The sequence below is a fragment of the Ochrobactrum chromiisoli genome, assembly GCF_026241335.1.
In the GTDB taxonomy this organism is placed as follows: Bacteria; Pseudomonadota; Alphaproteobacteria; order Rhizobiales; family Rhizobiaceae; genus Brucella; species Brucella chromiisoli.
In genome coordinates, this window is record NZ_JAPHAV010000032.1 from 1 (window position 1) to 11,547 (window position 11,547).

Here is an 11,547-nt window from a genome sequence, read left to right on the forward strand (position 1 = left end):
GCGTGTGATCTGGGGGCCGAACTTGGCGATCCAACGACGAACTGTCTCGTATGATACGTCGATTCCACGCTCAAGCAGCATTTCCTCAACTTCACGCAGACTAAGGTTGAACCGCAGATAAAGCCACACCGCATGAGCAATAATCTGTGGCGGAAAACGGTGACGCTTGAAGATGATAACTGATGTCTGCATCGCCAAAAATTACGCCCAAACCGTCAGGCAGGCAACTGTAGCCCAGTTAACGTGACAACACCTTTGAAAGCCTTGAAAAACTTATTGCAGACTGAGGCGCTTGAGCGCAACACAACAGCATGATTCGTATCCCGCTCATTAATAAGGTCAAATCAATAGCTTAAAGCTATAAATACGTCAGTGCACTAGTAGACATATATTTTTACAACACGCAATATTCTGCCATTTCATAGTGCTTTAGAGGCATTGAAATACCAGCCTAAAAAGTGTTCAGCCAGCGATGGCTTAGCAAACGGCGAGATAACTTCACCCCGAATTGGTGCTTGTTTAAAATCTCTGCGCTTTCGAACTACTTGCTTAATAAATCAAACTCAGCTCCGCCGCCCCTAACTAAAAAAGTTTAATACGACGGACTGGCACAATCTACGGAACAATCCCTCTTTGCTTACGTTGGTTTAACAGGAGCCGCGCTGTGTCAAACGGACTCGACGGTGCTGAAGAACATCAGGATTTTTCCGTTTTCCCTTGATGGCCAACGAAACGGCAGACGAGCTTCTTACCCGTCCAGTGCGCGCTCCGCCTGCTAGAAATTCTCAATAGATCCCAATGCTAAGATGTCTAATTTTCTGCCATCAAACGACATCGACTAAATACCGAGAAATTGGAAAGGACCAAAATATGACAGCTATAAAAAATGCAAAAATCGTTATTCTGGCAACTGACGGTTATGAACGTTCAGAGCTCCGTGTTCCCTATGAAGAACTGCAGCGCCGTGGTGCAAACGTAAAAATCGCGTCCATTCAAAGCGGTGCGATCAAGAGTTGGGACAACGCAAATTGGGGTGATTCAGTCAACGTCGATTTTTTGGCAGAGGACGTCAATGTTGAAGACTTCGATGCGCTTGTGCTTCCGGGTGGTCAGATTAATCCTGATAAACTGCGAACTGAGGAAAACGCCATGCGTGTTGTGCGCGAATTTACCCAATCTGGCAAAATCGTTGCCGCGATATGCCATGCGCCCTGGTTATTGATAGAAGCAGATGCGATCAGAGGACGAAATGTAACCTCCTACGGCTCAATTAAGACAGATGTGCGAAATGCCGGTGGCGTGTGGTCGGACGAAGAGGTTGTAGTCGATCAAGGTATTATCACATCCCGTTCGCCGGAAGATCTTGATGCATTTGTGAACAAGATCGTCGAAGAAATCGAAGAAGGGCGTCATCTGCGCCGCGTTAGTTGACAAATCGCATATTTTCTCTGGTAACTTACTTGGTTGGTGTCCCTCTACTGGAGAGAAAGGGATTAAGATTATGCAAAGCAAGCTGTTATTGAATGACGGTGAACGTGTTTTTATGCTTATCGTTGACCCCGGTGAAGAAGCTTTCGAAACCATTAGAGACTTCGCAATCATACAAGATATTACTGCAGCTTCAGTTAAAGCCATCGGCGCGTTTGAGACTGCCGTGCTAGCCTTTTTCGATCTGACATCAAAATCTTATGTAAATATTACCGTCGACGCTCAAAGCGAGGTTTTGAGCCTGATAGGCGATATCACGCTCGATGAGAAGGGAAAGCCAAATCCGCATTTGCATGCTGTCTTGGGCCTAGCAAATGGGCACACGCGGGGCGGCCATTTTGTCAAAGGTTATGTAAAGCCGACCCTCGAAGTAATCATTAGGGAGACACCTCAAGAGTTGCGGCGTCGCTATTGTCCAGAGTTTGGCATCGCACTTATCGATCCGTCTACCTGAGCCGGGAACCAGTATCTGAAACACGCGTTAATGCTGACATGGAGCTGGAGGCTTTTCATGGTGGCAATTGCAGCAGGTAGACCTGGGGATCATAAAGCCAGTCAATTCATTATCGGTATCGCGCGAGGAGTTGCAGGAGCACTTCTTTTCGCCCTGCCGATGTTGATGACTATGGAAATGTGGTTCCTCGGCCTATACGTAAATCGCACGCGTCTGCTGCTACTTTGCATTCTCAATTTGCCTTTGCTTTGGGTGCTCGCCAAACGGATAGGATTTGAAAAGACCGCCACTTGGCGCGATGCATTGCGTGATGCTGTCATAGCTTACGGGCTGGGTATCGCCGTAAGTGCCACCATTTTGCTTATTCTGGGCGTTATTGATGACCAGTTGACCATCAGCATAATGGTGGCCAAAATTGCTTTGCAGTCTGTGCCAGCCAGTATTGGCGCACTGCTCGGACGCAGTCAGCTTGGATTGCGCTCGGAAGAGCGGGAAAAGCAAGACGGTGAATATGAAGGCGAAACCGGATATCTGCATGAGCTTTTCATGATGTTGGTTGGGTCGCTGTTTCTCAGTCTCAATGTCGCCCCCACTGATGAGATGATCCTAATTGCGTATAAGATCAGCCCGTTTAATACCGCCTGTATCGCCCTTATCTCCGTTACCCTGATGCACGGTTTTGTTTACGCGCTTCATTTTAAGGGCTCACATAGCATCTCAGAGGGAATGCCATGGTGGGAACCCTTCATCCGCTTCACAATGCCAGGATATGTCATCGCCATTGTGGTCAGCATTTATGCCTTGTGGACTTTTGAACGTCTCGATCACACATCCCTCTCCCAAGTACTTACTGCCGCCGTCATCCTCGGATTCCCCGCCTCCATTGGCGCTGCCGCCGCACGTCTCATATTGTGATTGACCGATGACAAAATCCATAGGCAATAAACATACCGAAACCGCTCGACCTCATTGGTTAGAATGGGTGGCAGGCGGAATTTGCACTTTGTTGGTCACTGCCCTTTTCGTATGGATTGGCCGGGACATTTATCGATATGAAGTTCAAGAGCCTCAGTTCGACATATCGATCATGTCGATAAACTCTATGAACAAAGTTTACCGCGTAACCTTTGATCTCCGTAACACTTCTCTTTCAACAGCCGCCCAAGTGCATGTTCGCGGAGACATTTCCTCATCCAGCAGCACTGAAAGCTCTGACATAACGTTCGATTACGTCGCATCTGAATCCCATGAAACGGGGATCTTGTTTTTTAAAACCAACCCATCGTCCGGCACACTCACTATTCATGTGGTCGGCTACACAGAGCCATAATAGCTGCATATGAAAGAACGTCATGACAGAACAAAAACTTACGAAGGCCCGTGATCTGCGAGATTCTCGCCCCCTATGGCTCGATAGTCCTCGTATCACTGTGCAGAGCACAAGCCATGTTTCCATGGATCACTACGATATTGTGATCGTCGGCGCGGGTATTAGCGGTGCGCTCGTTGCGCAAGCTCTCGTCAAACCCGGCAAGTCCGTGCTCATCATTGATAAACGCACTCCTGTCCATGGCAGTAGTATTGCCAATACGGCAATGATCCAGCATGAAATTGATGTGCCTTTACATAAGCTTCAAACGATGATCGGAGAAGAAAAGGCAAACAGGGCCTGGTTACGCTCTGCAAAAGCTGTGCTGCAACTGGAAGACATTGTTCGGTCGCTAGAAATTTCCTGCTCCATGCAACGCAAACAGGCACTCTATGTTGCAGGTGATGAAATGGGAACACGCGGCCTCAAAACTGAAATGGAAGCGCGCCTAAAAGCTGGGATCGGCGCGCAGTTCATTGACAAGGCCGGCATGAAGAAGCTCTACAATATTGAGCGTAGTGGTGCCATTTTGAGTGACATATCCGCATCCGCCAACCCCGGTCAGTTGACCGCTGGATTGCTACGTCACGCGGCCAGGCTTGGCGCTGAAATCGTGAGCGGTGTAGAAATCACTGACATAAAGGCCTTCAAAGAGAATGTTGTTCTGGGAACTGCAGCAGGCAAACTTATATCCGCTGAACACGTCGTATTCTGTACCGGTTATGAGTTTCTTCAGAGCCTTGCGAACAAAAAACACGAGATCATTTCAACATGGGCTATAGCGAGTAAAGCAGGCGTCACGCTGCCCGACTGGTTGAAAAACCATATCCTTTGGGAAGCATCCGACCCCTATCTTTATCTCCGCACAGATAATCGGGGACGTTTGATCGCTGGCGGTGAAGATGAGAACAATGCCAGCGCTTATCACTCTGACGCAAAGCTGCATAAAAAAGAGAAGGCCATCCAGCGAAAAGTCAGCAAACTGCTTGGTGTTGATATCGGACCCATAGAATACCGATGGGCTGCCGCTTTCGGCTCAACAACCACAGGACTGCCGTTGATTGGTCCGGTACCTGATATGCAAAATGTCTACTGTGTGATGGGATTTGGCGGCAACGGTATTACTTTCAGCCAGATTGCTGCGGAAATCGTCTCTACCGCAATTAATGGAGCTCAAGACCCCGACGCGGAGTTATTCGCGCTAAAATGACAGCTTATGCCTAAAACTCCTCAAATTGTGGAACGACGTGAGAAGGCGAACGTTACCTTTATAAGCATTTAACTACTCGCATCGAACGTGCAATTTGAGCGAGCATTTAATTCTTATTTTGGAGGAGAATTATGATGAGGGACCGCCTTACAAAGCAGGATCCACGCATTCAATATCCGGCTCCACCCTTTGATGCGCAACCACAACCGATGCCGGGACTGGTGGAAAATATGACGCCAGCCCCAGATCATGGAGAGAAAAGCTATAAAGGCTCGGGAAGGCTGGCAGGAAGAAAGGCTCTAATCACCGGCGGTGATTCAGGGATTGGTCGCGCAGTGGCAATTGCCTTTGCTCGCGAAGGTGCCGATGTAGCGATTTCGTACCTTGAGGAAGAGGAGTCCGATGCGGAAACCGTGATCGATCTTATAAATGCAGAAGGCCGGATTGGTGTAGCGCTTCCAGGCGACGTATCAGAAGAGGTATGGTGCCGCAATATGGTGGAGATGGCCGTCAGTGATCTTGGTGGCCTGGACATTCTCGTCGTCAATGCTGCCAGGCAACAGTACCGCGAGGATATCCGCGAATTATCGAGTGCTGATTTCGATAAAACGATGAAAACGAATCTCTATGCGCTTCATTGGATTGCCCAGGCGGCAACGCCTCACCTTGATGCAGGCGCTTCGGTTATTACTACCGCATCAATCCAGGCATATGAGCCTTCACCCATCCTGTTGGATTACGCTACGACCAAAGCAGGCATTGTTGCTTACACCAAAGCTCTTTCTAAACAGCTCATTCAGAAAGGTGTGCGTGTCAATTCTGTGGCACCTGGTCCCTTCTGGACAGTGCTACAACCTAGCGGCGGACAACCCGATAAAAAGGTTCGCCATTTTGGAGAAAACAGTGATTTTGGACGCCCCGGTCAACCTGTTGAGATAGCCCCCATTTATGTCTTGCTCGCTTCGCAAGAGGCAAGTTTCATTAATGGAGAGGTTTATGGCGCAACGGGCGGCCGCGGAATAGGGTGACTAAAGGACAGTGGCCATGTCAAAAAATCCGATAAAATCGCAAGGAAATTCATTCGATGCCCGCGATCGGCTCATCCTTGCCCTTTATGCCCAGCTGCGCGCTGAGCGGGAAACGCGCGAGGCGATGGAGTGGGTCTTGCGAAACAACTGTCTTTCGACAGATGTTCTGGAGGCGATGGCGTCCGATCCTATACCGGTCGTCACATTGGATGATATTCAGATGATTGATCAATCAGTGAGCAAATTGCGTTCAGCGTCGGAAAAGTTGAGCCCTCACCCATGATCTCTGAGAATTAGTGGCAGTCAATCTCTCGCTTTTATTGCTGGGATGAACAGAAGGAATACCACCATGGTGGCTCCGCGAGCAAACTGGAAAGGTTTCATCAAACTCGGTGAAGTGTCCTGCCCTGTGGCCCTATACACTGCCACATCTACTTCAGACAGGATAAGTTTTAACATTCTAAATCGCAAAACCGGAAACCGTGTAAGACGGGAGTTCGTCGATAGCGAAACCGGTGATGTTGTGGATCGCGACGAACAGGTCAAGGGTTATGAGATCGACGATGGTCGCTATGTCGTGTTAGAGCCGGATGAAATATCGGCAGCAGTCCCAAACAGCGACAAGACTCTGATGATTGATGCATTCATTCCCTGCTCGCAGGTCGACAATGTTTATTTTGACAAACCCTATTACCTCGCACCCGATAAAAGAGGCGTAGAAGCCTTTGTACTTTTACGCGACGGCATGAAAAGGCGAAAGGTTGCAGCGGTTGCGAGAACCGTGTTGTTTCGTCGGCTGCGAACGGTCTTAATCCGTCCGCACAGTGAAGGGTTGATCGCCACAACGCTGAATTTCGATTATGAAGTACGCGCATCCGAAGAAGCTTTCGAGGAACTTCCCTATCTCAAGATCAAAGGCGAGATGCTCGAACTGGCAAAGCATATCATTGGAACGAAGACCAGCTCATTTGATATCACCAAGTTTGAAGACCGCTACGACGAGGCGCTGCATGAACTTGTAAAAGCCAAGATGGAAGGCCGGTCGATTCCAAGAATAAAAACTCCCGCTGCCTCAAAGCCAGCCGATCTTCTCAAGGCGTTGCGTGAAAGTGCTGCCATGGATGTGAACAAGGCAAAGTCCAAGCGTCCAGCGGCCAATGCCAACAGTGGCGAACAAGGGCAACAGGCTGCCGCAAAACCAAAGCATAACGCTCCGAAAGGCCGCAAGGCAAGCTGATAGGAACTCACCATGGCCATTCGTTCTTACTGGAAAGGGTATCTGAAGCTGTCACTCGTGACCTGCGGAGTTCAAATGGTACCCGCAACATCCGATAGCGAGCGGGTTCGTTTCCACACGCTCAATCGGCCAACCGGCAACCGGGTCGTTAGCCAATATGTGGATTCAGTGACAGGTAAAACCGTCAATGAGGAAGACGAGGTTAAAGGTTATCCACGCGGTGAAGACGATTACGTGATCCTGGAAGATGACGAGTTGGAGAATGTAACCCTCGACAGTACCAAAACCATTGATATTTCAAACTTCACACGGCGCGACAGCATTGAATGGATCTGGCTCGATACGCCCTATTATCTGTCTCCCAATGAACCGGTCGGCCAGGAGGCATTCTCCGTCATTCGTGATGCGATGGAAGCGCAGAAAATGGTAGGCATCTCCCGACTGGTCATCGCACGCCGCGAACGCGCTGTGATGCTGGAGCCACGGGGCAAGGGATAGTGCTCTGGACCTTGCGCTACGGTGACGAGGTTCGTGATGAGGAAAGTTATTTCAAAGGCGTCAGTAAAGAGAAACCAGATGCCGATATGATGCAGTTGGTACAGAAACTAATTAAAAACCAGACAAGGGATTGGGATGCCAGTATGGTCATAGATCCCGTGCAGGATCGGCTGCTCGATATTATTGAAACTCGGAAAAAGATGCTCAAAAAGCCGACGAAAACCAGAGCAAAAATACAGTCACCAGAACCAGCTGGCAATGTGATCAATATCATGGATGCGTTGCGCAAATCGCTCGCTGAACAAAAGCGGCCGAGGAAATGAATTTTGCCGTTAGTAATTCAGGTGTCGTTTACATTGGCTAGCCGCTTTATCGCCTCTGCAAGCGGCCTTTGGCTCTGATTATAATCCTGCCAGGCAGTTGTGTTTGATAAAAGCTCTGGCACCGTGCGAATAGTGAAACGCTTCGGGTCGAGGTCGGATTTCACCTGCGACCAATTAAGTGGCATCGATACAGGAGCACCCGGGCGGGCGCGTGGTGAAAGCGGTGCAACAGCTGTCGCCATGCGGTCATTCCGCAGATAATCAAGGAAAATACGGCCCTCTCGTTGGTTCTTCGCCATCTTGATCAGGTAAAGGTCTGGATTGTCTCCTGCCATCTGCTTGCAAACATCGTGAGCAAACATCTTTGCCGCATCCCAGCCCTCGACCTTCCCTTTGGACAAGGCAAGCGGTGTGACCACATGCAAGCCTTCACCGCCAGTGGTCTTACAAAAGCTCAGAAGACCAACTTCCTCCAGCCGATCACGGATCTCTCGCGCCGCTGCAACGATAGTTGCAAACGCGACACCAGGACCGGGATCCAGATCGAAGACCAGACGCCCGGGACTATCGGGTTTGCCCGGTTGGCAACTCCACGGATGAAGCTCTGTACCACCGATCTGAGCGATGGCAGCGAGCCCCTCAATCCGGTCGACCTGCAGATAGGGCTTGCGGTCACCACTTATGGTGACAAGTTCCAAGAGATTTGACATGCCTTTCATAGCATGACGCTGAAAGAATTGTTCGCCCTCAATTCCATCAGGAGTTCGCAGGAGTGAGCATGGCCTACCCTTTAGATGTTCTATCATCCAGGGGCCTATGGTCTCGTAATATCGAGCAAGCTCAACCTTGCTAATCGCCTCGCAATCCTCAGTATTGGGCCATAGATGCTTGTCGAGATGGGAAATCATCACCCCTATTACCTCGACCTTGCCGCGTCTGGCGGATCGTGCAGGATGGGGTCTTCGCTTCTCCTGTTCAAATACATCAGTATCTTCAGGATCTGCTGATGTCTCTGCCTCAACCTCCCGCGCAGATTTGTCTTCGCGCAAGCCCTTGAATGCCGCCTGACGGACCTGACCATCTCCTGTCCATCCGGCGAATTCGATCTCAGCCACTAATTCTGGCTTGAGCCAGACGATGTCGTCGTGGCTTTTTGGAGCACCGGCGCCCGTAAACGGCGACGTAGATGTTTCCAGCGCTTGCAACTTCGGCAAAATGGCCTGCACCACTTTGGCACTATACCCCGTTCCGACACGACCAACATAGGCAAATTGGCCGCCGCGATTGACGCCTACCAACAAAGACCGAAACTTGCCATTGGTTTTAGCGTAAGCACCGATCACCACCTCATGACCGGCACGGCATTTGGATTTCGCCCAAGTCTGACTCCTACCCGAGCGATAGGGTGCATCGGCCTTTTTGGAAATGATCCCCTCAAGGGACAAGCGACAGGCGGATTTAAGAACAGCATCTCCCCCGGTTTGAAAATGCTCAACATATCGAATACGCGCATTCTCGCCTGCATCTGATAAAAGCGCCTCAAGTCTATGCTTGCGCTTAAAAAGTGCCAGTTCGCGTGTGTCCTCATCGCCTTCAAAAAGCATGTCAAAGGCGAAAAATACTAAGGGATCTGTTTGCTCCTGTGAAAGAGCTGCCTGCAAGGCGGCGAAGTCAGGGGCCCCTTGGTCATCGAGCGCGCAAATTTCTCCATCGATAATTGCATCGGGGAGCATGCATGCTGCATTTTCGATGGCACGGAACTTTATCGTCCAATCGACGCCTTTTCTCGTCTTCAGAGTAACCGTGCCGCTTTCGATGCGCATCTGCAGTCGATAGCCATCAAACTTAATTTCATGAAGCCAGCCAGCGTCAGATGGCGGTCGCGCCAAGGTCCGGCACAATTGCGGTGGTATAAATGCAGGCATAACTGATGCATTACCGGCAATCTCGCGAGGAACAGGAGCCAATTTTTCGTCCTGCTTTTCAGAAGGGGGCTTAACTCTTCCACCGGTCTTTCGCTCCTCAGCGGCCAGACCACGACTGCTATCCCACACGGCATCTGCCTCGACGCCAGCACGCTTCATCATAAATGGCTTTGGCTTTCTGCCCGTGCCAGACGCGATAGCCTCCATTGTTCGTCCGGAAGCAACCGACTTAAAGTACTTATCCAGAATCCCTACGCCATTTTCTGCCAAGGAGAACTCATCTTCGTGTTTGATGAGCAACCAGTTAATGCGTTTGCCACCATTTCGATCATGGCGCATGCGCACTAGCACGAACCTTCCGTGCAAGCGGTCGCCCTCAAGGGTGAATTTAAGTTCACCCTTCTCAAGGGCTTCTTGTGGTGTTCTATCGCCTTCGGGTTCCCAGTAACCTCGGTCCCAAAGCATAACAGTACCACCGCCATATTGTTTTTTTGGGATCGTTCCTTCGAAGTCGCCATAATCGAGCGGATGATCCTCGACTTCGACTGCGAGGCGCTTGACATGAGGATCAAGTGACGGCCCTTTGGTTACTGCCCAGGATTTGAAAACACCATCAAGTTCGAGTCGAAAGTCATAATGAAGCCGCGTAGCATCGTGCTTTTGAATGACGAAGCGTCTTCGTTTTGAAAGGTTTTTTAAAGTTGAATTTTTAGGTTCAGTCGTTAAGCTGAAATCGCGCTTACTTCTGTAAATCGAAAGTTTATCTGTTGCCATAGCCGCATACCGGACTTGTAACCAAGATTTCTAAACGCCTGCATCAATCAAATAAAAAGGCATTTCCTAGACGCAGCGCATTATCCAATTCCGATTAATTTTTGCCCTCAAACTAGATAATAATGAAATTACCTGTTTCTCACACGCGTCAGCTCTCAGCTTTGAACTTCTTTGCTTCTTTTAGCAATTCAGGGTGATCACGCCCAAGTAAATCAATCAATTCTTTCGCCTGGAGCGGCGATAGATCGCTATTCTCGGTTAAAAACTTAATGTCCTTGTCATGCGTCAGTGGATCAGTTGATTCAGGTTTCATTTATTCAATCCTTGTTGGACCAACAGGAATATTGAGTTCGGAAAGCCGCGTACGCGGCTTTCACAGACTCGCTTACAAAATTACATCATATGCTCAGAAACCTTGCCCTCTGCATCGAGTGAGAGCATTACATTCTTACCGTCCTTCATAGCGGAAGCCTCCCACACTCCTTGATCGTTGAGCTTCAATCCAGTGAGGTCAGTGTAACCCGCTTTACCGAACAGTTCGGTTGCCTGTGCCTCGGTGATGCTGTTCTGGCCGGCATCAGGGGTCTTGTCATCATGCGTCGGAGTGTTTGTTGCACCCGGCACATCTGTATTCGGTGTTTGCGTTGCCTGTGCACCGGCAATTACTGGTACAATCGCCATTGCGCTGGCAAGCAGAAGAGCAGAGATTTTCATAACATTTCCTCCAATTGTGTTGCCTACAAATACCAACCCTCTTTCAAGGTTAAGGTTCCATCGGAAATTGAGAGGGATGTGGTCTGGCGAATAGATTAAGGCTAGACTTTAATTTCTTAGAGGTGCATTTCCGACTGTAAAGCTCCTGCGCTTTAATGTGGGATTTCCAATATTCGTCCGTTCGAAAAGCATGGCGAAAGAACGCAACCGTATTGCGCACAGTCAAGAAATGGAGTTTGAGACAGTGACTTCAAGTTCGGGCTGAATCGATCTCTTACCCGTGGGTTATGCAAGCGTTTGACTCTAGATTGTATCAGCGTATGCTTGTTTCATCGTCACCAATCCGAATTTGTAGGCGGTGACGGCTGAGGGTTCAAATGTTCTCTTGCCTGCTAGGAAGGGTAATCCTCCCGTTTTTAACGGGGCTCTGCAGTAGAATTTACGCAGCCATTATTAGTTTCTGTGCGGGTGTGATGCCGCCGATGCCCATATTGGGCCGTTCGTTGTTATACGTCCAGAGCCATTGT

General features: G+C 49.5%; 11 protein-coding genes and 2 pseudogenes. 9 read left to right on the forward strand and 4 right to left on the reverse strand.

The window, feature by feature from the left end; all coding sequences use genetic code 11:
• A pseudogene (locus OPR82_RS22205) lies at positions 1-192 on the reverse strand (IS6 family transposase); the annotation flags it as partial.
• 678 nt (positions 193-870) lie between these two features.
• On the opposite strand from OPR82_RS22205, the gene OPR82_RS22210 reads away from it, so the two are divergent.
• The 9 genes and pseudogenes from OPR82_RS22210 to ku (OPR82_RS22250) all read left to right on the forward strand — a co-directional run bounded on the left by OPR82_RS22210 (position 871) and on the right by ku (OPR82_RS22250) (position 7,607).
• Positions 871-1,431, forward strand: a complete 561-nt coding sequence (locus OPR82_RS22210) for a type 1 glutamine amidotransferase domain-containing protein (protein WP_128095126.1) — start codon at positions 871-873, stop codon at positions 1,429-1,431.
• 70 nt (positions 1,432-1,501) lie between these two features.
• A complete protein-coding gene (locus OPR82_RS22215; RefSeq protein WP_128095125.1) occupies positions 1,502-1,942 on the forward strand; it encodes a PPC domain-containing DNA-binding protein in 441 nt (146 codons plus the stop codon).
• Positions 1,943-1,999: 57 nt separating this feature from the next.
• Entirely contained in the window at positions 2,000-2,857 is an 858-nt protein-coding gene (locus OPR82_RS22220; protein ID WP_140906345.1) for a TIGR02587 family membrane protein, read from the forward strand.
• A 7-nt stretch (positions 2,858-2,864) separates the two neighbouring features.
• A complete protein-coding gene (locus OPR82_RS22225; RefSeq protein ID WP_084486784.1) occupies positions 2,865-3,272 on the forward strand; it encodes a TIGR02588 family protein in 408 nt (135 codons plus the stop codon).
• 22 nt (positions 3,273-3,294) lie between these two features.
• Positions 3,295-4,521: an NAD(P)/FAD-dependent oxidoreductase gene (locus OPR82_RS22230; protein ID WP_265987148.1), complete on the forward strand. Its 1,227-nt coding sequence runs from the start codon at positions 3,295-3,297 to the stop codon at positions 4,519-4,521.
• 134 nt (positions 4,522-4,655) lie between these two features.
• Complete coding sequence (locus tag OPR82_RS22235) at positions 4,656-5,549, forward strand: SDR family oxidoreductase (RefSeq protein WP_024897196.1); 894 nt, start codon at positions 4,656-4,658, stop codon at positions 5,547-5,549.
• 16 nt (positions 5,550-5,565) lie between these two features.
• Positions 5,566-5,832 (forward strand): hypothetical protein, encoded by a 267-nt coding sequence (locus tag OPR82_RS22240; RefSeq protein WP_024897195.1) that lies wholly within the window; start codon positions 5,566-5,568, stop codon positions 5,830-5,832.
• Positions 5,833-5,898: 66 nt separating this feature from the next.
• Complete coding sequence (ku, locus tag OPR82_RS22245) at positions 5,899-6,786, forward strand: non-homologous end joining protein Ku (protein ID WP_024897194.1); 888 nt, start codon at positions 5,899-5,901, stop codon at positions 6,784-6,786.
• A 12-nt stretch (positions 6,787-6,798) separates the two neighbouring features.
• Positions 6,799-7,607: pseudogene (gene ku, locus OPR82_RS22250) on the forward strand (non-homologous end joining protein Ku).
• Between the two features lie 17 nt (positions 7,608-7,624).
• Here ku (OPR82_RS22250) and ligD read toward each other — a convergent pair.
• From ligD to OPR82_RS22265, 3 genes are all read right to left on the reverse strand, one after another.
• Positions 7,625-10,306: a DNA ligase D gene (gene ligD, locus OPR82_RS22255; protein WP_265987149.1), complete on the reverse strand. Its 2,682-nt coding sequence runs from the start codon at positions 10,304-10,306 to the stop codon at positions 7,625-7,627.
• 148 nt (positions 10,307-10,454) lie between these two features.
• Positions 10,455-10,619: a hypothetical protein gene (locus tag OPR82_RS22260; RefSeq protein WP_200869472.1), complete on the reverse strand. Its 165-nt coding sequence runs from the start codon at positions 10,617-10,619 to the stop codon at positions 10,455-10,457.
• 80 nt (positions 10,620-10,699) lie between these two features.
• The gene (locus OPR82_RS22265) at positions 10,700-11,020 is read right to left on the reverse strand and encodes a hypothetical protein (protein WP_024898600.1); all 321 of its coding nucleotides are present in this window, start codon (positions 11,018-11,020) and stop codon (positions 10,700-10,702) included.
• Between the last annotated feature and the right edge of the window lie 527 nt (positions 11,021-11,547).

Bases quoted from the DNA above. Each gene is read 5' to 3' on its own strand.
- OPR82_RS22210 (WP_128095126.1), top strand. From the start codon at position 871: ATGACAGCTATAAAAAATGCAAAAATCGTTATTCTGGCAACTGACGGT.
- OPR82_RS22215 (WP_128095125.1), top strand. From the start codon at position 1,502: ATGCAAAGCAAGCTGTTATTGAATGACGGTGAACGTGTTTTTATGCTT.
- OPR82_RS22220 (WP_140906345.1), top strand. From the start codon at position 2,000: ATGGTGGCAATTGCAGCAGGTAGACCTGGGGATCATAAAGCCAGTCAA.
- OPR82_RS22225 (WP_084486784.1), top strand. From the start codon at position 2,865: ATGACAAAATCCATAGGCAATAAACATACCGAAACCGCTCGACCTCAT.
- OPR82_RS22230 (WP_265987148.1), top strand. From the start codon at position 3,295: ATGACAGAACAAAAACTTACGAAGGCCCGTGATCTGCGAGATTCTCGC.
- OPR82_RS22235 (WP_024897196.1), top strand. From the start codon at position 4,656: ATGAGGGACCGCCTTACAAAGCAGGATCCACGCATTCAATATCCGGCT.
- OPR82_RS22240 (WP_024897195.1), top strand. From the start codon at position 5,566: ATGTCAAAAAATCCGATAAAATCGCAAGGAAATTCATTCGATGCCCGC.
- ku (WP_024897194.1), top strand. From the start codon at position 5,899: ATGGTGGCTCCGCGAGCAAACTGGAAAGGTTTCATCAAACTCGGTGAA.
- ligD (WP_265987149.1), bottom strand. From the start codon at position 10,306: ATGGCAACAGATAAACTTTCGATTTACAGAAGTAAGCGCGATTTCAGC.
- OPR82_RS22260 (WP_200869472.1), bottom strand. From the start codon at position 10,619: ATGAAACCTGAATCAACTGATCCACTGACGCATGACAAGGACATTAAG.
- OPR82_RS22265 (WP_024898600.1), bottom strand. From the start codon at position 11,020: ATGAAAATCTCTGCTCTTCTGCTTGCCAGCGCAATGGCGATTGTACCA.